Raw genomic sequence first — 23,472 nt, 5'->3', positions numbered from 1 at the left:
CCGCGGGATTTCGTATTTTGACCGGGTATGAAAAAGCTGTTTACATTCCTGCTCTTAACCACGGCGCTGCGGGTTTCCGCGCAGAACGAACTTGCCAGGCCGCTACCTTTTCTCGACAAGATCACCGATTTCTGCGGGTTCACCTGCTACGAAGGCCGTTTCGAAGGGCGCGCCGCGAAGATCGTGGTGCCGCACGGGGAGCCTGCGGCGGGGAAGCCCTGGGTCTGGCGCGCCCGGTTTTGGGGGCACGAGCCGCAGGCAGACAGTGTTTTGCTGACCCGCGGGTTCCATGTCGTGTATTGCGATGTGGCGGAAATGTTCGCCAACGAGAAGTGCCTGGGCATCTGGGACCGTTTCTATAAAGCACTCCGGTCTGCCGGCTTCGCGCAGAAAGCCGCCATGTTCGGGTTCAGCCGGGGCGGGTTTTACGTGTACCGCTGGGCCGCGCGCTATCCCGAACGGGTAGCCTGCGTTTATGCAGACGCGCCCGTGCTGGATATCCGCTCCTGGCCGCTCGGGGAAGGCGCCGGGCCGGGAGACGCCAAAACCTGGCAAACGTTCCTCAACGATTTCGGTTATACGTCCGAAAAAGCCGCCAAACGCTTCCGCGGCAATCCGGTAGACCTGGTAGCGGAGATCGTCCGCGGGAAATACCCCATGCTGCACGTTTGCGGCGAGGCAGATGAAGTGGTGCCCATGGCCGAAAACACCGATATTTTCGAGCAGAAAATAAAAGCCCGGGGCGGCAACATCCGCGTGATCCGCAAGCCCGGCGTAGGCCACCACCCGCACAGCCTGAAAGACCCCACGGAAATAGTGACTTTCGTCATGTCGGCCTGCCAATAGGGCCGCATTGGTTATATTTGCAGATAACGAAATGCAGAATATGTTCCACTTCGGCCAACGGCAAACGCTCGTCATCTCCATCTTCATCATGCTGGTGACCGCGTGCCTGCTGGTTTGGCGGCCAGACTACAACTTCTTCGACGGGGGGCTCATCACGGCGATCCTCCTCACTATCTTCATCAAGAAAGACGCGCCCACCCGTTTCATGGGCATCGCGTGCACGGTGCTGGTAGTGGTGATCGCCTGCCTGCCGCACAGGAATCCCAACCTGGCGGAAGTGTTCATCGAGCACTTCTTCTCCCTCATCCTCGTTATCAGCTCCACCCTGCTCGTGCTTTTCCTGAAACGGCTGTACCGCACCATGCAGGAGCTGAACCAGGCGCTGGAAAAGGAAGTGGAAAAAAGGACCGCCAACCTCGAGCTCGCCCTGTCCCACCTCGCCTCTTCGCAGGCGGAACTGAAAGAAGCACTGGAGAAGGAAAAGGAGCTCAACGAGATCAAATCCCGGTTCGTGTCTATGGCCTCGCACGAATTCCGCACCCCGCTCAGCGCTATCCTTTCCTCCGCCGCACTGATCGCCAAGTATCCCAATACGGACGATCAGCCCCGCCGGGAAAAACACGTGGGCAAAATCCGCGAGTCCGTCATCCACCTCAACGAATTGCTGGAAGACACCCTTTCCCTGGGCCGCATCGAAGAAGGGAAAGTGCACGTCCATCCCGAAAAAATTTCCCTGTCCGCCTTCGCGCTGGAAACCGCCGACGAAGTGCAGGGCCTCCTCAAACCCGGACAGATGCTGCAGCCAGACGTGCAGGCCAACCTGGAAGTGATATCCGACAAGCGATTGCTCAAACATATTTTCGTGAACCTCCTCACCAACGCCATCAAGTTCTCGCCGGCCGGCACCGCCATCGGATGGAAGCTCCGGGAAGAGAACGGGCGAATTCTCGCCGAAGTGGCAGACCAGGGCATGGGGATTCCCGAAGAAGACAAAGCCTACCTGTTCAGCAGCTTCTTCCGCGCCCGTAACGTGACCAACATCCAGGGCACCGGCCTCGGCCTGCACATCGTGAAACGATATGTAGACATGCTCCATGGCGAAATCGGCGTGGAAAGCGAACTGAACAGGGGCACCACCATTTCCATCAATTTCCCAAACCTTCCATCAACATGATAGCGACGATCCTGGTAGTAGACGATCATCCCGGCATTCGGGAAAACGTAGCCGAAATCCTCACGCTCGCAGGGTACAAGGCCCTCGAAGCAGAAAACGGCAAACAGGCCGTCGAAATGGCCCGCGAACACCGGCCCGACCTCATCATCTGCGATATTATGATGCCCGAGCTCGATGGCTACGGCGTATTGCATATGCTCCGCAAATACCCCGAAACCGAGCACATCCCGTTCATCTTCGTGACAGCGAAAACCGACCGGAGCGATTGGCGGAAAGGAATGGAAATGGGGGCAGACGATTACATCACCAAACCGTTCGAAGACGTGGAACTGCTGACGGCCATCGAAACACGCCTCAAAAAGCAACAGTTCCTCCAGGAAAAATTCGCCGCCGCCAGAACACAGTCTATCGGCACGATGCTCCAGGACTGGCAGGCTTCCGGCCTCCTCCAGCTCGATCTGGACAGCTTCGAACTGGTGCCCTACGCCAAGAAACAACCCGTTTACCGCGAAGGCAAACACCCGCAGTTCCTTTACTACGTGAAAAGCGGTAAAGTGAAAGCCTTCCGCCTCAACGACGACGGGAAAGAATACATCACCAACCTTTTCGGACAGGGCGATTATTTCGGATATGTGCCGCTGCTCGAAGACCATGTCTACGATGAAAACGCCGAAGCCCTCGACCAGACGGAGCTTGTGCAAATCCCGAAAGAAGTGTTCCTCGAACAGTTGCTGAACGATATCAGCGTGGCGCGCACCTTCATCAAGCGCATCGCGCAGGAAGTAAAGGAAAAGGAAGACCGCCTGCTGCAGCTCGCCTACGATTCGCTGCGCAAGCGCGTGGCCAACGGCCTGCTGGCCATTCACGACAAGCTCCACCTGGAACAGCAGCCCGACGCGCTCATCGAGCTTTCCCGCGACGATATCGCGCGGTTCGTGGGCACGGCAACGGAATCGCTCATCCGTACGCTCAGCGATTTCAAATCGGAAAAACTGATCGAAATGCAGGGCACGCGCATCCGTATCGTTCAACCCGAGCTGCTGCGCAAACTGCTGTACTGATCAGGGTTTCAGGTCGAAAGCCACCTCCTGTACATCCCGGCTGTTGGGGCCGATCTGTACCCGGAATTCACCGGGCTCGGCTACGTATTGCATATCGCGGTCGTAGAATTTGAGGTCATCGACGGATATGCTGAAACTCACTTCCCGCCGCTCCCCTTTCCGCAGAAAAATCTTTTTGAACCCGCGCAGTTCCTGCAACGGGCGGTTGACGCTGGCGGTTACGTCGCGCAGATACAGCTGCACGGTTTCGTAGCCGTCGAAATTTCCTGTGTTGGATACGGTGACGGTGGCGCGGAGCGTTCCGTTCATGGCCATGGATCTGGCGCTGAGGGAAACGGGGCCGTATGCGAAAGTGGTGTAGCTGAGGCCGAAGCCGAAGGGGAACAGCGGATCGTTGGGAACGTCGAGGTATTTTGACGTATATTTATTATTGGCGTCCATCGGGCGGCCGGTGTTTTTACGGTTGTAGTAGATGGGGATCTGACCGGTGTTCCGGGGGAAGGTCATGGTCAGTTTGCCGGATGGATTGAATTTCCCGAGGAGCACATCCGCGATGGCGTTGCCGGCTTGCGAGCCGCCGAACCAGGTTTCGAGGATCGCGGGAATGTGGGCGTTTTCCCATTCGAGCGTCATGGGGCGGCCGTTGAAGAGCGCCAGCACTAAGGGTTTCCCGGTCTGCAACACGGCTTCCATCAGGCGTTTCTGCGCGTCGGGGATACCGATATCCGAACGGCTCGCGGCTTCCCCGCTCATCCCCTGCGATTCTCCCAGCGCCAGCACTACCACATCCGCCGCACGCGCCGTTTCCAATGCTTCCTGCAGCAACTTGTCCGCATCGCCCGGCTGCAAGCCTAATTTTCCCATCAATTGCGCATCCGCTGAAATGTCGGAGCCCTGGGCGTAGGAAACGTTCACGCCCGCAGCTTTCAATCCCTGCAGCAGCGTCACCGCCTTTTTAAAATCGCCCGCGGCCGACCAGTTGCCGATCATATCCCGTTGTGCATCGCCCAGCGGACCGATGAGCGCTATTTTCTGATTGGATTTCAACGGCAGCAACTGCCCTTCGTTCTTCAGCAACACGATACTTTTCTGCGCCGTTTCCCGCGCGGCCTGCAGGAATTCCCCGTTCATGATCACCTTTGCGGCGCGCTGGGTATCGCAGTAGCGGTAAGGATCCTGGAAAAGACCGAGCTTGTATTTCGCTTCGAGGATGCGCATCACGGCATCGTCGATCAGTTTGACCGGCACTTTCTTGTCTTCGACCAGTTTTTTGAGCTGTGTGGCATAGACGCTTCCCTGCATATCCATGTCCACGCCGGCTTTGAGGGCCAGTTCCGCGGCTTCGTACTCGTTTTTCACGATGCCGTGCGGTATCATTTCGTTGATAGACGTGTAATCCGTCACCACAAACCCTTTGAAGCCCCATTCCTTTCGGAGCAGATCGGTGAGCAGCCAGTGGTTGCCGGTGGCGGGGATGCCGTCTACCTCGTTGAAGGAAGTCATCACCGTTGCGGCACCCGCCCGCACGGCGGCTTTGTACGGCGGAAGGTAAAACTGGTACATCTGCCGGCGGCTCATATCCACCGTGTTATAATCCCTTCCCGCTTCAATAGCGCCGTACAGCGCGAAATGCTTGACGCAGGCCAGTACGGTGTTGGGGGCGGAAAGATCGGTGCCCTGGTACCCGCGAACTTTCGCTTTCGCCACCTGTTCGCCGAACCAGGTGTCTTCTCCCACGCCTTCCGCCACGCGCCCCCAGCGGGGGTCCCGGGCAATGTCTACCATGGGCGAGTATGTCCAGTGGAGGCCGTCTGCGCTCGCCTCTTCAGCCGCTATGCGCGCCGTTTTTTCCATCAGTTCCATATCCCAGGTGCAGGCTTCGCCAAGGGGAATGGGGAAGATGGTCTTATGACCGTGGATAACGTCGTAACCGAACAGCAGCGGGATTTTGAGGCGGGTCTTCATCGCCATGTCCTGCAACATGCGGGTATACTGCGGCGTATATGCGTTGAAAATGGCGCCACATGCGCCACTGAGGATGTCCTGTTTGTAGTTTTCCTTCATGAACGGGCCGGTCACGTCCATATCGCTCGTGAGAAGGTTGAGCTGTCCTATCTTTTCCTCGAGCGTCATGCGTTGCAGGAGCGCGGTGAGGAAGCGTTGCTGCTGCGCCTGGGCGGCGCTGGCGATCAACAGGAAAAGGGCGAGGATGGGTTTCATAAAAAAGCGGCGTTGATATGCTAAATCAACGCCGCGGTCCCTGCTTTGTTCAGTGCGGTGCAGGTGCCGCCGCCATACGGCTGATTATTGCTCGGGCCAGCTGTCTGTCCGGAACGGGCCGACCGGCAGGCCTTCTTTACTGAAAATGTTGCCGATCGCAGCATTATTGAACGAGAAACGAACAGCCTCGGGCTGCGCGATCCCTTTACCAGACACGATTACGGTATTCCCCTTGATCTTCACGTCTGCCGGCACGAATTTCCTGTCGGCCCCGGCGATGTACCATTCCTTCGCCGCGCCTTTCAGCACCAGCCCGTTGTCTGCATGCTTGAAATGGATGACGATCTGGTTGTTTTTCGCTTCCATATGATCGTAAACCGGGCTTTTGAATGCCGTCACTTTTTGACCGTAATGGTCTCCCAGCGCCAGGTTCGCCAGTCGAAGGCCGACGTCGTGCTTGTTAATGGGATGGATATTATTGGTATCTGCCACCAAATCCGTGATAACGGCCATGGCGGTTTTGGGGTACGACAGCGTTTGGGTTTGCGCTTCCCGCAGCAATGATCCCCTCAGCGTGCCGGGCCCGTGTTTGAACGGCGCGATCTGCACGTAATAGAAAGGAAAATCGGTCCCCCAGGCCTTGCGCCACGCGCCGATGAGCGTTTCCATGAGCGGTTTGTAGGTGGATGCGGTGGCCGCATTGCTTTCGCCCTGGTACCAGATGGCGCCGGCGATGCGGAAATTAGTGAGCGGAGCAATCATAGCGTTGAACGTTTTACCGGCAACTACCGGCCACCAGGGATTGGCGTTCAGTTTCGCCGCGGCGGCCGCCAGTTCGGGTACGCCGCTCACCAGTTCGGCCGGTGTCCAGACTTCGGCGGGCGTGCCGCCCCAGCTGGAGTTGATGAGCGCCACGGGAACGCCGAGTTTTTTGCGCAGTTCTTTTCCGAAGAAATAACCGACCGCGCTGAAAGGCTTGAGGGTATTGGAATCACAGGAAGTCCACCGGCCGGGGACGTAATCCTGCGGATGTTCTGAAGTGGTTTTGCGAACCTGGAAGAAGCGCAGCTGATCGTCTGCACAAACGGGCAGTTCTGCTTTGATATCGGGCAAACCGTGGTTGCCGCTCCATTCCATGTTGGATTGGCCGCTGCACAGCCAGACTTCGCCGATGAGGATGTTCTTCAGTTCTATCGTGTTGCTGCCGCGCAATGTGATAGTGTAGGGGCCGCCGGCTTCGGGGGTTTTGATTTTCACGCTCCAGATGGCGTTGGCCGTAGCCACGGCGGAATCGGGCGTCGATTTCCACCCGGTGCGTACCATGATTTTCTCGCCCGGTGAAGCCCATCCCCAAAGGGTAGCCGTGTCATTGCGCTGCAACACCATGTTGTCGGAAAGCACGTCCGGCAGGCGGACCTGTGCGCTGGCAACAACGTGGAACCCGGCCAGCACGGTCATTATAAAATATCGAAGCATTGTCTTGCAAGGGTTTTATCCCTTTAAAATATACAAACGCATCGATATTTTCTTATTTGTGTGAACGGCGGAATGATCCATTACAAGCAAAACCGGCCGCCACAAAGGTTGGCGGCCGGTTTGGACTGAAATATCTGAAGAAGGAACGTGTTACGCTTCGTGCGGAATGTATTTGCTTTCCACCGTTCCATCCTTATACAATTTCAGGATGGCGTAGCCCGGCGGTGTTTCCTGGTAGAAGTACGGGCCCGCGGATTTCTCGTCCCCTTTCCCCCACCAGAAACCACTCATCGCGCCGTTGCAGGCGTAAGTGATGCCGTTGTACATCGTATTGTCCGACAAATGGTTATGCCCGCTGAGCGCCAGCCGCACACGGTCGGTTTTGAAGAACAGGTCTTTCAACTGCTTGAAATCGGAATGGCCGCCGCCTTCGAGCAGCTGCGTGGTACCGAGGATGGGATAGTGGGACATCACCACCGCAAAATCTCCTTTCGGCAGCGCCTCCAGCTTGGCTTTCAGCCAGTCGAACTGCTCGGGGTCGAGGGAAATGCCTTTGTTGTTGCCGTCGAGCATAAAGAAATGCCAGTTGCCTTTCTGGACGGTGTAGTAGCGGTGCGGTGTCCCCAAACGCTTTACCACGTATGCTTTCCCGTACATCTCGTCTTCTTTCGAAGGCGCTTTCCACCACATGTCGTGATTACCGAGGCAGGAATGCATTTCGTATTTGCCGATGGCTTTCACACATTCGTCCCACAGCGCCCACTGGCTCGTTACCTGTTCGCGCACCACATTGTCGTAAGACGCGTCGTGGATGGAATCACCGGTATTGAGGAAGAAATCGGGTTTATGCTGGTCGATGATATTGCGGAGCACTTTTTTGAACCGTGCGGGCGCATCGTCGCCTTCGCGGATGTGCACGTCGGTAATGTGGGCCACGGTGAAGAGGGGCTTTTCCTTTTTGGCCGCCTTTTCACGTTCCTGTCCGTCGCCCGAAAGGAGGTTCCCGGTGAGGGAGCCGCCGGCCAGCAATCCGATGCTGGATAAAAAATCTTGTCTGTTCATATACCGGGTTTGAATTTCAAATATACATTTGTTTAGTCTTAATAAACAAATCGCAAACGTTACCAATTTCTAAACAAATTGGCGGCGACGGTCAGAGACCATCGCCGCCAGGGTGCAATTCCATCTCTACAGATTCACTTCGAAACGGCGGTAATCGATCCAGGTGCCGTTATCGTTGTAATAAACGTCTACATAGCGGGTAGTACCGCAATCTCCTTTGAACATCACGCCGAGCACGTTCTCATGCACCGTTCCGGCGGTCCCGGAATAGGTGTAGATCGTACAGCCATCCGCGCTTTCCACTTTGAATTTGGCGCCCACGAAAGATCCGTTGTACTTGAACTGTACGGATTTCACGTAGGGCGACGGCGGGGTGGGCGCGTCGAGCATGGTGATGGTGCCGCCGCCGAGGGCGATTTCTTTCGCTACAGGCGCCTTGGTGGTCCCGGGCTGCATGCCGTTCATTCCGAAAAGGCCCATGATGGCGGCTAACGCTGCGATTTTGATCATCATAATGAAAGGGTTTTATGGTGTTTTAGATAGTAATCAATCCCATCCGAACAGCTGTTTCAGGTTCGGGTTCATGCTGGTTTCCGCGTAAGGCACGGGATAGTAGTAGTATTTCGGCTCCACGAAGGTGCGGGTGGATTTTCCGGTCAGGATCCTGCCGCCGGCGTCTCCGTTTTCGAGATAGATATCCACGCTGGCATCTCCATAATTGCCCACTTTGTTATAGATCAGCGTAACGCCGAGGGAGTTTTTGAGCCGCTGTGCATCCGGCGGAATGGTGGTGGATTTGGAAACCAGGATCACATCGGCTACGCCGTCGCCGGTCAGGTCGTACTGTCCCAATCCGGGGAAGTACATTCCGAAGGCATGTTTTTCCAGGCTTTTGCCGGCGTACCAGCGCATAACGTCGTCGTACCGCAAACCTTCCATCGCCATTTCCACCCTTCTTTCCCGGCGTATTTCCAGGATCAGGCCTTTATTGGCGCCCTGTACCCCGGGGTATTTCGCGGCAAGCAGCGCGTCCGGCGCGGCGTTGGCGGCGGCCATATTCAGCGGGGGCATGGCCACGCGGGTGCGGAGCAGCCCGATCGTGTTGTCGATATCCGTTTGCGTGACGGTCCCCATTTCGGCGACGGCTTCCGCATACGTCAGCAGGATTTCGGCGAAACGGATGGACGGCACGTCTGTGCTGCCTGTAACCTGCGCATCGGTGCTGAAGTTGAAATACCCTTTCAGCTGGTGGTAGCCGGTGAAATTATTGGCGAACTGTTGCACGTAAGGCAGTGTAGACGGCAGTCTCACGAACCCCGGAGGCACGATGGTCATCGACAGGCGCGGATCGCGGTCGGTAAATTCCTGCACGAACTGGAACTGTTCGTAGCCGGGCTTGTCGGTATACCGGGACCCGTCTTTCATAAGGTAGGTCTGGATCAGGTCGCGGGATGGCGATTGCTCGTAATCCCCGAACATGTAACCGTTGTTGTTGGAGCTGGAACCGCCTCTTTTGGTGACATCGTACGGGCAGTTCAGGATCACTTCCTTATTGCCCGACAGGTCTGCACTGTTGAAGAGCTCGGTGTAGCTGTTTGCCAGCTTGAATTTCCCGGAGCTCATGATGTCCTGCGCCTGTTTCCGGGCGGAGTCGAGGAACCTGTTGGCGGTGGCGGCGAGGTTCAGTTCAGGATGATATTTCCTGAAAGTGCCTTCGTACAGTGCGATGCGGGCATAAGCGGCTTTCACGGCCCAACGCCCGGGGGTGCCGTCGGGAACGCTTTCCTTCACGTTCGCAGCGGCAAACACCAGGTCGGCGATCACACTGTCCATCACCTGCGCGCGCGGTGTGCGGGCGGAGTACAGCAACGCGGTGTCTGTCGGGTTGAGGGTGCGGCCGTACCAGGGCACGTCGGAGAAAGTGCGGATCTTATCCATGTAGAACATGGCCCGGTAATATCGCGCGATCCCGGCGTAGTGGGCCTTCACCTCTTCGGTCACCTTGGCCTGCTGGTAATTTTCCAGGAAGTAGTTGATGCTGCGCAGCCGGCTCCATCCCCATGCGTTGGGCATGTTCCTGGAATTGGGGCTACCGGTCATCATGGTGATGATGGTCTGGCCGCCGGTAGTGGCGCAGTTGTCTGTCGACTGTTCGGCGGAATAAATACCTGCGCCGGGGTGGTTCAGCAAACCGTAGACGTACATGCTCAGATCGCTTTCCGATTTGAAGAACAGTTGCGGCGAAATCTCGGTGGTAGGATAGCGGTCGAGGAAGCCCTTCTTGCAGGCACTCCCTGCAACGGCTCCTGCGGCGAGTATGGCGATGATGATTTTTTTCATTGGAAGATTTTTTCGGATTGGAATGGATTAAAGCGTTACGTTGATACCCATGGAATATTTCCGTTGGAAGGGATAGTTCCAGCCGTTGCCCGAAGTGATCGCTTCCGGATCGATGTATTGTTTGATGGATGAAAATTCGTACAGGTTTTCGCCGGTGAAGAAGATCCTCGCGCGGGTGAGCCCTGTTCTGCCGATCAACGATTGCGGAAGGCTATAACCGATGGTGAGGTTTTTCAGGCGGAGGTACGCGGCGCTCTGCAGGTAATTGGTCTGCGGAATGGCGAGCCCCTGGCCGGTGCGCTGGTCTGCCAGCCAGGCCTGCAACGCAGGATAGCGCGGGTTCAGATTGGCGTCTGCCAGCCCGGCGTCGATGTAGGCTTTGGGGTAAGTAGCGCGCTCAGCGTCGGTTGCCGCGGCACCGCGGTAGAAATCCAGGTTCCAGGAATAGATATTGGCGTAAGGCTGCTGGTACGGGCCCCAGAACAGGTAGTTCTGCGGATAGTAGTCCATCTTGCCGATGCCCTGGAAGAACACGGAGAAATCGATGTTGTTCCATCCGAGATCGATGTTGAAACCGTACTGGTAACGGGGACTGGTATTCCCGATCACGCTGAGGTCTTTCGGGTCGGTTTTGCTGTTGCCGGTCTCGATCTTCCCGTTGCCGTCGCGGTCGAGATATTTCGGCCATCCCGGTACGATTTTCAGGGAATTCCAGGGGATGATGGCGGATTGGTCCAGCTTGTCGATCTCGCCCTGGTCTTTGAACAGTCCGTCGCTGGTGAGGCCCCAGATCTCGCCGATCTCCTGTCCTTCGCGGTAACCGGAGAAGAAGCCCTGGGGATTTTTATACTTCGTGATGGTACTGCGGCTGTCCCACACACGGCCACGCACGGCGAAATTAAAGGGCTTTCTGCCGAGGTTGACGGTGTTTTCATATCCCATTGCCAGCTCCCAGCCTTTCGTCTGCATATCGGCCGCGTTCTGCTGCGGCGCGGAAGTACCAAGTACGCCAGGCAGCACGGTTTCCGGCGCCAGCATGCCTTTGGTGTTTCGGATGTAATAGTCGAAGTTGACGGTGAGGCGGTTTTTCAGGAAACCCAGGTCAGCACCGAAGTTGGGGCCGGAAACGTTTTCCCAGGTATAATTCGTGGGGTCCACGTTCAACCGGGGCGCACCTGCTATCACCAGCGGAAAATTGCCGTTGACGAGATAGCCGCTCTGCGTAGTCCGAAGGGTCTGGATGTAACCATAGTAGTCGACGGATTGGTTGCCGAGCGTACTGTATGCCGCTCTCAGCTTGAAAGTGGGCAATACCGGCTCCATCGCTTTCCAGAAATTCTCGCGGCTCACGATCCATGCGCCGGAAAAGGAAGGGTACGACGACCAGCGGTCGCTCGGCGGGAAGCGCGAAGAACCATCCGCACGCTGCGTATATTTCAGGATATATTTCCCTCTGAACGTATAATCCACACGGCCGAAATAACTCCGGATCGCGTAGTCGTAATAGCCATTATTGTCTACGGTCATATCTCCCGTAGCCAGGCTGATATGCGGCAGGGAAGCGGAAATGAGGCTGCCGCGGCTGGCCGATACCGGCGCCCATTGGTAGTATTCCTGGTTGTATCCCAGGGTGACGTTGAATTCGTGCTCGCCCAGCTTTTTATGGTAGTTGGCGAAAAGGTCGTAGATATTCTGATTTACGGTACCGTTGGTTTCCGTCACGGAACCCGGGCTGTTGATCTCGCGCACGTCGCCGGGGCCGTAGCCGATCCGTACGGGCAGCCTTTCGGTATGGTATTTCCACAGTTCCCGCTTGATGCTCGCCGAGCCCGTGATGGTGAGGTCGCCGTTGAGGGCGGTGGCGATGCCGCGCACGAGGTTCTGGAACCCGAAGCGCGTCTGGTTGTTCCGCCCGCCGTCTTTCAGTTGCGCCGCCAGTACGCCTGCGGTGGTGTTGGCCCAGGTGCCGTCGGGGTTCTTATCTACGTTGATGGGTTGTGTGTAATACACGTCGAGGATGTTGTACGTTGGCTGGTCCTGCACGAGCTGGTAGATGTTGAAATTATTCTCTACAGACAGCCAACTCAGCGGTTTGATGCCGATGTTGGCGCGCATGCCATAACGGTTCCAGTCGTCTTTCGCGAGTTTGTTCAGACCGTTTTCCTTGGTATAATCTGCGGAAAGCAGGTAGTTGACAGGGGTTTTGCCGGAAGAGGAGCCACTGATCGACAGGTTATGATATTGTGAGAAGTTCGCTTTCGCGAAGAAGTAATCGTTCCAGTCGGTGTTCCCCATGTACGCCCATTTGGAGGGATCGTTGGGATCGGTTTTGACTGCGGGAACGGAGGGGTCTTCCGAACGCTGTTTCCCCCAGTCGTATTGCCAGGAAGCGAAGGTGGCGTAGTGCCAGGGCGTATTGTCGGCCGACAGCTGCATCACTTTCATGAAGATGAACGGGTCGGTGATGGGGTCTGGCGTGAGGGTGCGGCGCGATTTGGCGAAATAGTTGTTGTAGGAGATCGTCTGTTTGCCTTCTTTTCCTTTTTTGGTATTGATGAGCAACACGCCGAACGCCGCGCGGGCGCCATAGATGGCGGCGGAGCTACCGTCGCGGAGGGTGGTGATGGACTCGATGTCGGCCGGGGTGAGGCGCAGCAGGTCATCGTTGGTAGACGCGATCCCGTCGATGAGGATGAGGGTGCGCTGCCGCTGGAGCTGATGGTGCCCATCCCGCGGATGTTGAGATTGGGCAGTGCGCCGGGGCGGCCGCCGCTATAGGTGATGTTGAGGCCCGGTGAGGCGCCCTGCAAACCCTGGAAAACGTTGGCGATAGGGCGTTCGGCGAGTTTGGCGCCGCTGATCTGGTCTACCGCGCCGGTTACGTCGATTTTCTTTTGCGTACCATAGCCCACCACTACTACTTCGTTCATGCTGGAGCTGGAAGGTTGCAGGGTGATGGCGGCCAGCGTATTATCGCCGGCTTTGAGGGAAAGGGCCTGTGTCACGGGGTCGAAGCCGATAGACGTGATGCGCAGGGTGTAATTCCCCCCGGGCTCGATGTTGGCGAAGGAGAAAGTACCGTCTGCATTGGTGACGGCACCTGCTTTGAATGCCGGTTTATCGGCGGAGATGACGATGGTGGCACCGGGAATGGTGGCGCCTTTATCGTCCTGCACAACGCCTTTTAGCGCGGCTTTCCTGTTTTGGCCCTGGGCGGAGGCGGCCCAGGCGATGGCGAGGCACCACAGCAGGAGGAGGCTGCCGTAATGTTTGGCCGAGGCGCGTAAACGGCGCACTGTCTGTTTCATAATTAGTGTTTTACAGTAAAGGAGATAACGTGATGGCAAGGCATGGCCCGAGCAGATCGCGCATTCGCACGCCCGCTTCGGCCACCTGTATCGTGGTGCATGTATAGCTATTGATCAGTTGAGCTGTAGTGTTTTCATTTCCCGGCATACCTCCCCATTCCGGCCACTGACGCGGCCCGGCAGGCGGAACATTCCGGCAACAGTTCCCCTCGCCGCATGCTGCAGCAAAACGTGGCGGAAAACTGCCGTCTGGCTTGTTTTAAAAAGTTGACCTAATTATTCTATCGTAATGCTTATCGTCACAACCCGCTGTAGTGCCGGCGGGCTTTTCGTTCCTGTCTAAATAATTTCCCGGGGACAAATATAGATTGAATGTTCATTCAATAAAATATCCATTCTGATTGATAACGGTTATGTAACATACACATCGTTCCTACAAATATAAAATTGAAATCGAAATAAAAAAATATATTGAATGACCATTCAATTAATTTATTTCCCTTCATGGCGGCAGCTTGCACAGAAACGTTAAATCTTAAGGGATTTTGGGGGAATTAGTCGATAATATCCCGGCTAACCGCTAGATTTACATCCAACCTAATCACCAGTTTTTGCGAACAAATGGGAAGAAAGAGTTTAAAAGAGCCCCGGCAGAAAGAGATCATCAAGGCGTTCTATAAGATTGTCAAGAAAGACGGGCTGGAAAACGCATCCATTCAAAAAATAGCGGAAAGTATCCAGATCAATCCGAGCCTCATCATGCACTACTTCCGCTCGCGGGAGCACCTTGTCTACGGCCTCGTGGAATTCATCCTCGACCGCTGGCTCCATATTTTCGACGTCAAAGACGCCGAAGGCCCCCGCGATGCGCTCGATCAAGTGCTGGATAACATCTTTTCCAAAAAATGGAATTCCCTGTTCGACGACGGCACTTCCTATTCCCTCTATTCCCTCGCGTTCCGCAACAAAACCATCCGGCAGCGGTACAAGCACCTGCTCGATTCCCTCCGCCAGCGCCTCGCCGAAATGATCGCGGCCTGCAACGAATCGAAATCCCTCGCCGTAAAAGACCCCGTGGCCGCGGCCGATATCATTTTCGTATTGGTAGACGGCGCCTATTATTACCTGTCGCTGGTAGACGATAAGGCGGAATACGACCGGAGGCTGGCCGTATACAAAAAACACGCGCTCAACGTGCTTTGCTGACGGCGCGCCGCCTGCGCACGAGCAGCCACACAATGGCACCCAGGGCTATCACCAGCCATATGAAATTGACGACGAAACTGGGGTAATCGCTCAGGTAGAGCGCATTGGCGATCAGGCCCAACGCACCGAGCGCGTTCAGCCAATGGTATATTTTCTGGTCGGATTTGATCTTGCCCATCGTCAGCAGCACATAACCCAGTACGTAAAAAAACGTACCCGCCCATCCCGGAATGTCCATCCACGAAATCCCCCCTTCCTTCACGCTTTCCACGCTCCGCGCCGCTACCTGCTGGCCATGCTCCGCAGTAACCGCCGCCAGCGCCTGCTGACGGCCACGGCCGCCGATCTGAAAGGCACCGCACAAGATAAGCAGGGCCAGGCTCAACATTACGAATTTTCCCATGGATGGTTTTGTAAGGGTGTATGAAATGATTTCCGGGCCGCGTCGGGCGGCAGCGTATTTGTTCGCACTAACATACAAAAAATTTCTACCGGTGCGTGTTATCCTATTGAAACCTCAAAAAGGCGGGCGCCTTCAGGCCGTAAATGTCGAACCGGAAATCGACGATGGTCGTTATTTCGAAAAAGAGGTTGTTCACACCGGGCGTTTTCCTGGGATAGTACGCCGCGCTCATCTGCAGCGTATTGAGCGAAAGGTTTTCGTTCTTGATCCGCACCGCCAGCCCGAACCCCGGGTACACGGGGTTCTTCAGCAAATAATTGTTCTTCCACGACACCTGTCCCGCTTCCACCGTTCCCACGAAATTGAATTTGAACCCATACACTTTCCACGGGCTGTACAAAATACTTTCCGACCGTAGCAACAACCGGTGGTAACCGTTCATCTTCGAGCGCCGCCATCCCCAGAATCCCGTACCGAAGTCACGGTTCAGGCTCAGCGGGCGATAAAAGAAATTATTGGGCGTGCCGAGATAATCGAGATACACGAATTCGCGGAAATACCACTTCTTCCCGAGCTGCATCAACCGGCTGAAATAACTCACATTGGAATGGATCACCAGGTCTTCCGAGGTACTGCCCTGCCAGAAGCCCCCCACGCCCAGGTTCACGCTCAGCAGCCCGTTATGCAGCGTGGGCCAGTATTTCTGCCCCTCGATGGCCGTGTACAACCGCCGCCTGTCCATCCAGTTCTCCCGGCCAACAGACAGCGCCGCGGAATAGCCGTAGGGAATATCCTCCGTTCGCCCGAACCCGAAGAACCGTTGGCTTTTGAAGAAGTCCTGCTTGAATACGGCGATCTGGCCGAGGTAATAATGGCGGTCGTTGTAAAGCGGGTCTTCATCGTATTTTTCCTGCACCGGCTTCTCGTCGAACGCCACGTTCGAGTACCGGAAAAGCAATGCCACGTTGGGTTTATCGTCGAAATGCCCGTCAGACCCGAACCGGTTACGGAAGTTCCAGCCCGACCAGACGTCGACCAGTTTATAGGAATAATTCCGCCAGAGGGAATCCGGCTCGCCCCACACGCGGATGCTGTAGTTTTTCGCCAGCGAAATCCCGCCCGTGATTTTGGCGGAAGACCGGTACAGCGGCCGTTCCAGGCGGATGTAGTACGACCCTTCGTACACGCCGGTATCGAGCTGTGAATTGGTGTTGAGATGGGTATACCCGACGGAAACGTCGATAAAACTGCCGAGCAGGTTGTATTTCGTGTAGCGGGCTTCGGTGCCCCATGGCCGGGAGTAACTGCTTTTCCACCGGAACCCGAACTGAACGCCCTGCGCGGCACCGAAGAGATTGTCGTTGGATATTTTAGCCCCCACGCCGCTGGGCGCCAGCTCGCGCAGGTCGAAGCCGTATTCGAACACGTCTTTGGTGATCACGAGCACGTCTACCGTATCCTGGCTGGCGGTTTCGAGGGTGATGATGCGGGCGTCCTGGAGGAAGGGGCGGTTACGGAGATACCGTTCGTTGTCGGCGAACGCATAGGCGTTCACGGTATCGCCGGGCCGGAAAAAGAGCATTTGCCGGATCGCCCATTCCTGCGAATCGAAATGCAGTTTGTTGGCGAGATGGATGAGCTTCATGCTGGTGGTAAAAGCGGTATCGTTGATGCTCCGTGGCCCGAACACTTTTACTTTCCGGAAATGGACACGGCGGACCGTTCTGCCGGTATGCGGCAAAAATCCCTGCTCAGACCTGGTCATCCGGCCGTCGTCCTCGATCGGGGGAGGATCGTTGTGCCGGGAAATGTCTTTCAGTACGGAATCCCGGAAACGCCGGCTTTTCAACGAATCCACGTAGTTGTTGAACTTCGTGAACCAGCGTTTCTTGTGCGCGGCCGGGATCGTATCCGATTGCGCATTGGCGTTCACCGGACAACAGCATATGAACAGGTAACAGCTAAGGATAGCTAACAGGCTTATTTTACCCAACCGCTTCAATAATTGCAATTGATCTGTAACAACAATACAAATTTTTAACCAATATGCATGGCGGTGCAAAAAAAGGAAGGGCACCGATCCGTTCAGTACCCTTCCTTATGGAAAGCTTAATGATTGAATATCAATATTGTACCGTCACGGTCCTGCCGCCTCTTCCGGTTTGATCGAACACCCGGAACCGAAGGGTCCCTTTCGCATCTATCGGGCCGCTCCACGCGGGACTTTTAGCGGAAGGCTCCTTTCCGTCGGTAGTATAACGAACGATCAGTCCTGGAAGTTGTACGTTGGTTAAAACTTTCCCGTTATCATTTTTCACGCCGGCGGTGGGGATCCGGTAGTTGTAACCGCCGTTGAGCGTAGCGAGGCGCGGGATTTCGCGTTGCCCCACCACATTGGCGAATTTATTCCACGCTTCGTTGTATTGGCCAAGGTCCTGCGTCCAGGAAGGGTCGGGCGCCCAGGCGCGTTCCGCCATGCCGAGGAGTTTGGGCAGCACCATATATTCCACCCGCTGGGGGGATTTCACCGTTTCGCTCCACAGTGCGGATTGGATGCCAACGATGTTCGACGCTCCGTATTCCGTCAACCGGTCTTTCCCCACAAATGTAGAAGCAGGCAGCGGATTGCCGGCGTCGTCTTCTTTCGCGTTCTTGTAGAGATCGAGGGGAATGAAGTAGAAGGGTTTATCGATGTCGACATATCCGCCCCAGTAAAATCCGGGCTCGTCGTAATCGCGCGCATAGGCCATGTCGAAATAATAATTCGCCACGCCGGAAAGTACCACTTTATACCCGCCGTTCGCCAGCCGGTAGCTCAGGTCTTCCATCCCGCCGCCCATTACGTTATTCCAGACATCCACCTGGAAGTTGCGGTTGCCGAACACGGGGTTCACGATCATGAGGCCCTGTCCGTCGCGCTTCGTGCGGCGCATCCCGGCTTCTTCCCAGCCGTAGAGCTGCATTCCTTGTTTGTTCACGATCTGGGCCACCTTATCGTAGAAATAAATCCAGAGATCGTCTACATTATTCAGTTCCGCGCTTTCGGCCAGCAGTTTCTGGCAGGCGGGGGATTTTTCCCACACGCCGCCGGGCGTTTCGTCGCCGCCCATGTGGATAATATCGAGGGGAACGCCGGCTTCGCGATGCATCGCTGCCAGTTCGGCCGTTACTTTTTCGATGAATTTGTAGGTGGAAGGAAGGGCGGGATTCATCACGTTGTCCTTCCATTCCTGCACGGAGCGGTATTGGCTTTTATCTTCCGGATCGCTGAGACGGTATTCGTTGGCGTTGGGATCGCCGGCTTTGGTGAGCTTCGCCGAACGGGCGTCCATAGCCTTGATAGCGGCGCGGCCGTGGCCGGGCATTTCGACTTCGGGGACCACTTTGATATGACGGGCGTTCGCGTACCGGAGGATCTCGATGTAATCCGCGCGGCTATACCAGCCGGTGCCGGTGGCGTTGTTCACATCGGGGCCGGAACCGTACGACGGCTGGATGCATTCCATCTCGTCGAGCGTATGGCCGCGGCGGCCGCCCACCTGCGTCAGTTCGGGCAGTCCGGCGATTTCCACGCGCCATCCTTCGTCGTCGCTCATGTGCAGGTGCAACGTATTCACTTTATATACCGACATCACGTCCAGCATCCGCAGCACCTGGGCTTTGGAGTGGAAGTTGCGCGCCACGTCGAGGCTGAAAGAGCGGAAAGCGAAGCGGGGCTCGTCTTTCACGAGTACCGCCGGCAGCGTGGCCGTTCCTTTGGCGGTGAGCGGGAGCAGCTGGCGGAGGGATTGTATCCCGTAAAAAATCCCGGTGCTCGTTCCTGCGAAGATGCGCACGCCCTGCTGATCGGTTTCGAGGCGATAGGCTTCTTTCCCTTTGATGGATGCGTCTTTCATGAGGCGGACCGCCGCCTTCCCGGTGGTGCCCTGTGCCGTGAGCACCGGTTTCCCGAAAACGTTGCCCATCAGCAGCGCCAGGTAATCGGCCTCGGCGCGGAACTCCGGCTCGTACATGATCCCCTCTTTCGGATCGAGCACAACGGTTGCCCCGGATTCCACAACAGATGCGGGCGTCGGTAAAATCTTCGGCAACTCGGAAGCCGGCAGCAAACGGAGCGCCTCGTTGCGGCGGTACACATCTTCCGGAGAAGTCTGCACTTTCGTTTCGCTGGCCGTACGGCGCAATTGTTTATCGCTGGAAGAAGGGACCACAGCGAAGTCGGCGATGGATTGCCCTTTCGCGGGATCGGTATCCCAAACGATGTACGGGCCCGTCGGCGCATCGGTAAAATGCGTCACCCAGGCGGAAGAAACGATGTTCAGCTTCACCGAATCCCCGGGCTTCAGTCCCCCGAATCCCGCCGAAGGCGTAAACCGGAACAAATCCCCGTTCACATGCCCCGCAACGATCCCCGGCGCTACTTCGCCGGGCGTCACGAAACGGATGAAGTTGAAATAGATCGTCCAACCGCCGGCCGGGAACGCTTGTTTGGTACGGTTCACCAGCGTGAAGGTCGACAAGGTCTGCGCTTTCCCCTGGTACCCGTTTTCCACCACTTCCCAGCGGAGCTGCAAGCCCTTTGCCGGGAACTGCGCCATGGCGGCGCAGGATAATACAAGGAATAAAAATGTAAGTCTGTATCGCATATAGTTGAGATTTCCCCGCTGTGGCGCGGTAGTCTTAGCGTTTAAAAAGCTTTGTTGATCGCGTCCAGCAAATACCCTTTCGGATCGCTGGAATATTCCCAGAACATCACGCCGGCGAGGTCGTGCTTTTTCACGTAGCGGCATTTCTCCTTCACCGAACGTTCATCGTCGAACGAAATGAACACCTGCTGCCCGGGGTGCCAAAGATAAGGCGCTTTGGCCCGTTTATCCCAATGCCGCTCGAATCCTTTGGCGGGCAGGCTGTCTTTGATAAAAGCATACCCGCCGCCCCGGTACCCGCCGGTAGCCTTACGGTTCAGTCCGCGGGCGGTATCGCTCCCCACTTTCCATCCGCGGCCGTAAAAAGCGATGCCCATTACGATCTTTTCCGCCGGAACGCCCGCGTCGAGGAAAAGCCCGACAGACCGGTGGGCCGACGACTCCTCCGGGTTATCCGTAGACCCGAACAGGTTGGTATGGTGGCCGGCGATGCCGTTGGGATTGGTTTTGTAGTCGTAAGACATGATGTTCACGAAATCCAGGTACTTCGCGGCTTCGGCCATTTCGGTATGCTCCACGAAATACTTACCGCCACCCACCGCTGTGGTGAGCAGTTTTTTGACGCCGGTTTCCTTTTCCAGGGAATCGAGCGAGGCGCGGATGGCCTGGAACATCAGGGTATAATTTTGCTTGTCTTCGGGCCGGAACACGTTCCCCTCTTCCCCGGCAACGCCGGGATATTCCCAGTCGATGTCTACCCCGTCCAGCCCGTACTTGCGGATAATATCCACAGATGTGTGGGCGAACAATTTCCGGCCGGCGTCGGTGAGCACGGCGTCGGAAAAGTTCTCGCTCCACGACCAGCCGCCGATGGAGATGAGGATTTTAAGGTCGGGATTGCGGGATTTGAGGGCGTTGAGGTGCCGGAAATTGACCGTGTCCGTAGCGAGATTGGTGAGCCAGGCTTCGCCGCGCTGCACGTCCACGAACGCGTAGTTGATGTGCGTAAGCTTTTCCACGGCGATGGATGCAGGATCGGGGATCAATCCGCGAAAACCGCCCACATAAGCGATGACAACGGGTTTGGGACGGAACGGGCGCGCGGCGGACAGTGCTGCGGCTGCGCCGGTGAGGAGGAGGAGCGCCGCAGCGGCGGCGCGCATGGGTTTGGAGAATAGACGCATGTTTAAAAATAGTATATTTACAACCTAAATTCAACCCTTTGAAATACATCTGCTCCCTGCTCGCCCTGAGCATCGCGGCAGCCGCCTGTAACAGCAGCGGCACAACATCCGGTACCGATTCCGGTGTAGTCAAAACCGATTCCGCCCCTCCGCCGAGCTTCAGCCCCACGGGTATTTATACCGGCGATTTCGGCGGAAGCCCCATTTATATCAGCATCAACTTCGCCCGCGGCAACAATATCGCGGGATACAACACCCATAAAGGCCTTCGCCGCAACCTCCACGGCCAGATGTCGGAAAGCGCCAACGGCTGGAAGATCCGGCTCGAAGAACCGGGAGACCATGTGTACGACGGTGTGTTCGAAATTCACCTGTCCAAAGACCGCCAAACCATGGAAGGCACCTGGAGCCCCCTGAACAAGGATTCCGCATCCGCCAAAAAGTTCACCCTCAAACAGATCAACAGCGACCATCACGAAGTATACATGGCTAACGAAAACGCCAATATCCAGTTTCTTGAAGACGGTTCATGCAAGCTGGAGTACTATCCGGCCGACAGTATTTCTACCGGCCAGGTGGAAATCGTGCGCGGCACCTGGTCGCGGAACAAGGATACTTTCAACGTAAGCTGGAAAAACAACGCCCATTTCGGTAAAAATGGCAGCCAGTTCGTGATGTACATGTCGGCAGACGCAGACGGCGGCAGCTATCCGGACAGCCTTACCGGCGAAGGCTTCACTTTCTACCAGCTCCCATGAGGCTGATACTCCGCATCGCAGCCGTGGTGGCCATTCTGTACGCGTCGTGGCTCATGGTGCTGCTGAGTTTGCCTTATATTTCCTTCGATCCGTATGTGGATTTCCTCTTTACCAAACAGCTGGTGTATAAAATACATCATTGGCGCTGGAGTTTCTATATACACGTGTTCGTGAGCACGGCGGTGCTCGTGGCGGGCCTGTTCCAGTTCAGCCGCTACCTGTTGCAACGTTTCCCGAAAGTTCACAGGGCGGCGGGGTACGTGTATGCGGTAACGGTGATTGCGTTGAGCGGGCCCAGCGGACTGGTAATGGGGTATTATGCGAACGGGGGCGTTTGGGCGAAGGTCAGTTTTATGATTTTGGCCGTTTTGTGGATCGGGTTTACCATCGCCGCGATGTACGCCATCTATCGAAAAGAATGGAAAAAACATGCGGATATGATGACGCGCAGCTACGCGCTCACGCTTTCCGCGGTCACGTTGCGGTTTTACGCTTACATGATCGATGTGCTGGATATTTCCGTGTCTCCCCGCGCGGCCTACATCTGGATCGCGTGGCTGAGCTGGACGCTGAACCTTATATTGGCAGAGTATCTCATCCGCAGGCGGGTGTTTACTTCATGGCGAGCGGAGCGGATTTCGGCGTGATGTGGCCGTCTGCCGAAATGGCGAAATAATCCACGCCCACTTCGTTCATTTCTTCCATTTTATTTTCCGCATAGCCGCTGGTGGCGGGGTCTTTCTCATACCGTACCGCAAATTTCTTCACTTCTACATCACCGTTTGCCGTGATTTTTCCCACACGGAAAGGCTCGTCAAGAATGCGGTGGCCGCCTACGATCAGTTTATCGAGCAGTTTGCCGTTGGGGTCGAAACTGGCGAGGTAATAGCATAAAGGAGCGGCTTCATCCATCATCACGTCTTTCACGGCATAGGTCACAACGGTGTAAAGCGGGGTGGACTGCACACTGCCGATGTAGTAGAATTCGCTGCCTACATCGCGCGAGAATTTGCCATCGCGCATTTCGGGGATGAATTTCTCGAAATCGTAGGTGACGTCGTCGAAGGTTTTGTCTTCCCCATACTTCAGATCGAATACCACGGGTAGCTCGAGCGGCTGAAATTCGCGGGAGAACAGTTTCCAGAGGAGGCGGTCGGGATCGCTGGCGCCGGAAAGGGCGGTGGTGATCTCGTTATCGAAGCGCCAGCGGTGCATGCGGAGTTTGGCGAGGTCCTGGTCTTTGTAGATCTGGTCGGTATTCGTGTACCCGAATTCGATAGCTGACACGAGGTAATGGAAGGCGCTGTCTTCCTGTTCCATTTTCGCGTAAATGCAGGCGGTGTTGTACAGCAGTTTGGACAGGGGTTTGTAGCCCAGCAGGTCCGCGATGTGATATGCCTGGAGGGCTTGTTGGGTACTCATGTCCGACTGGAGCGATTTATCCCCGTTGCCCAGGTCGGACAGGGCGTTACCGTATTCGAAGAAAGCCGCTGCGCGGGGGGCTTTGAGGATGGATTGACGGAAGAGCGGCAAGGCGCCGGCGGGGTCTTTTTTATTGCGGTATTTATCGATGGCCTGGCGGAAAAGGCGGTCGGCTTCCGCTGCGGGAAGGTCTGTCCGGGCGGCGAAGCGGGTAACGCTGTCGGCATCGAGGTGATATTGTTCGGTAAGCGTGTATGCGCCGGCGTTGTTGGCGGATTTGCCTCCGCCATTGTTGCAGGCGGCGGCGAAGAACATGGCGATAAGCGGGATGTAACGCATAGGGGATGAATTTGCGGCCCAAATATA

Annotated in this window: 17 protein-coding genes and 1 pseudogene; 6 read left to right on the top strand and 12 right to left on the bottom strand. The window is 56.1% G+C overall.

Translation table 11 applies throughout. From position 1 onward, the window contains the following. The first annotated feature begins 27 nt into the window (after positions 1-27). The 3 genes from WJU22_RS09200 to WJU22_RS09190 are packed head-to-tail and all read left to right on the top strand — an operon-like array spanning position 28 to position 3,081. Positions 28-846 carry a prolyl oligopeptidase family serine peptidase gene (locus tag WJU22_RS09200; RefSeq protein WP_341842944.1) on the top strand — a complete coding sequence of 273 codons (819 nt, stop codon included), beginning with the start codon at positions 28-30 and terminating at the stop codon, positions 844-846. Positions 847-877: 31 nt separating this feature from the next. Continuing rightward, positions 878-2,020, top strand: coding sequence for a HAMP domain-containing sensor histidine kinase (locus WJU22_RS09195; RefSeq protein WP_341842943.1), 1,143 nt, complete (start codon positions 878-880; stop codon positions 2,018-2,020). Then, on the top strand, positions 2,017-3,081 hold the full coding sequence (locus WJU22_RS09190; protein WP_341842942.1) for a response regulator: 1,065 nt from the start codon (positions 2,017-2,019) through the stop codon (positions 3,079-3,081). The genes WJU22_RS09195 and WJU22_RS09190 overlap by 4 nt, the downstream gene beginning before the upstream one ends. On the opposite strand, the gene bglX is transcribed toward WJU22_RS09190, so the two are convergent. The 7 genes and pseudogenes from bglX to WJU22_RS09155 form a co-directional block, all read right to left on the bottom strand. Beyond that, on the bottom strand, positions 3,082-5,301 hold the full coding sequence (gene bglX, locus WJU22_RS09185) for a beta-glucosidase BglX (RefSeq protein WP_341842941.1): 2,220 nt from the start codon (positions 5,299-5,301) through the stop codon (positions 3,082-3,084). An 84-nt stretch (positions 5,302-5,385) separates the two neighbouring features. Next, positions 5,386-6,777, bottom strand: coding sequence for a sialate O-acetylesterase (locus WJU22_RS09180; RefSeq protein ID WP_341842940.1), 1,392 nt, complete (start codon positions 6,775-6,777; stop codon positions 5,386-5,388). Between the two features lie 150 nt (positions 6,778-6,927). Next, complete coding sequence (locus tag WJU22_RS09175; RefSeq protein WP_341842939.1) at positions 6,928-7,839, bottom strand: metallophosphoesterase family protein; 912 nt, start codon at positions 7,837-7,839, stop codon at positions 6,928-6,930. 126 nt (positions 7,840-7,965) lie between these two features. Beyond that, positions 7,966-8,352, bottom strand: coding sequence for a hypothetical protein (locus tag WJU22_RS09170; protein WP_341842938.1), 387 nt, complete (start codon positions 8,350-8,352; stop codon positions 7,966-7,968). 33 nt (positions 8,353-8,385) lie between these two features. Next, positions 8,386-10,179 (bottom strand): RagB/SusD family nutrient uptake outer membrane protein, encoded by a 1,794-nt coding sequence (locus WJU22_RS09165; RefSeq protein WP_341842937.1) that lies wholly within the window; start codon positions 10,177-10,179, stop codon positions 8,386-8,388. A gap of 27 nt (positions 10,180-10,206) precedes the next feature. Further along, positions 10,207-12,834: a SusC/RagA family TonB-linked outer membrane protein gene (locus WJU22_RS09160; RefSeq protein ID WP_341843763.1), complete on the bottom strand. Its 2,628-nt coding sequence runs from the start codon at positions 12,832-12,834 to the stop codon at positions 10,207-10,209. Positions 12,835-12,962: 128 nt separating this feature from the next. Further along, a pseudogene (locus tag WJU22_RS09155) lies at positions 12,963-13,487 on the bottom strand (carboxypeptidase regulatory-like domain-containing protein); the annotation flags it as partial. A gap of 621 nt (positions 13,488-14,108) precedes the next feature. Here WJU22_RS09155 and WJU22_RS09150 point away from each other — a divergent pair. Next, complete coding sequence (locus WJU22_RS09150) at positions 14,109-14,693, top strand: TetR family transcriptional regulator (RefSeq protein ID WP_341842936.1); 585 nt, start codon at positions 14,109-14,111, stop codon at positions 14,691-14,693. Here WJU22_RS09150 and WJU22_RS09145 read toward each other — a convergent pair. From WJU22_RS09145 to WJU22_RS09130, 4 genes are all read right to left on the bottom strand, one after another. Continuing rightward, positions 14,677-15,096: a CBU_0592 family membrane protein gene (locus WJU22_RS09145; protein WP_341842935.1), complete on the bottom strand. Its 420-nt coding sequence runs from the start codon at positions 15,094-15,096 to the stop codon at positions 14,677-14,679. The two genes, WJU22_RS09150 and WJU22_RS09145, sit on opposite strands and share 17 nt — an antisense overlap. A 103-nt stretch (positions 15,097-15,199) precedes the next feature. Then, a complete protein-coding gene (locus tag WJU22_RS09140) occupies positions 15,200-17,029 on the bottom strand; it encodes a hypothetical protein (protein WP_341842934.1) in 1,830 nt (609 codons plus the stop codon). Between the two features lie 190 nt (positions 17,030-17,219). Then, positions 17,220-19,742, bottom strand: a complete 2,523-nt coding sequence (locus tag WJU22_RS09135; RefSeq protein ID WP_341842933.1) for a family 20 glycosylhydrolase — start codon at positions 19,740-19,742, stop codon at positions 17,220-17,222. Positions 19,743-19,783: 41 nt separating this feature from the next. Then, on the bottom strand, positions 19,784-20,926 hold the full coding sequence (locus WJU22_RS09130) for a glycoside hydrolase family 18 protein (protein ID WP_341842932.1): 1,143 nt from the start codon (positions 20,924-20,926) through the stop codon (positions 19,784-19,786). Positions 20,927-20,964: 38 nt separating this feature from the next. On the opposite strand from WJU22_RS09130, the gene WJU22_RS09125 reads away from it, so the two are divergent. Then, positions 20,965-21,684 carry a hypothetical protein gene (locus WJU22_RS09125; RefSeq protein WP_341842931.1) on the top strand — a complete coding sequence of 240 codons (720 nt, stop codon included), beginning with the start codon at positions 20,965-20,967 and terminating at the stop codon, positions 21,682-21,684. After that, positions 21,681-22,331: a DUF2306 domain-containing protein gene (locus WJU22_RS09120; protein ID WP_341842930.1), complete on the top strand. Its 651-nt coding sequence runs from the start codon at positions 21,681-21,683 to the stop codon at positions 22,329-22,331. Before WJU22_RS09125 ends, WJU22_RS09120 begins: the two co-directional genes overlap by 4 nt. Here the strand turns inward: WJU22_RS09120 and WJU22_RS09115 are convergent. Continuing rightward, the gene (locus WJU22_RS09115) at positions 22,297-23,445 is read right to left on the bottom strand and encodes a TPR end-of-group domain-containing protein (RefSeq protein ID WP_341842929.1); all 1,149 of its coding nucleotides are present in this window, start codon (positions 23,443-23,445) and stop codon (positions 22,297-22,299) included. The genes WJU22_RS09120 and WJU22_RS09115 overlap by 35 nt on opposite strands. Positions 23,446-23,472 lie beyond the last annotated feature (27 nt).

It is taken from the genome of Chitinophaga caseinilytica (assembly GCF_038396765.1).
GTDB classification, from domain to species: Bacteria; Bacteroidota; Bacteroidia; order Chitinophagales; family Chitinophagaceae; genus Chitinophaga; species Chitinophaga caseinilytica.
Note: the sequence above shows the minus strand (reverse complement) of the source record. Positions and strands in the feature narration are given on the sequence as shown.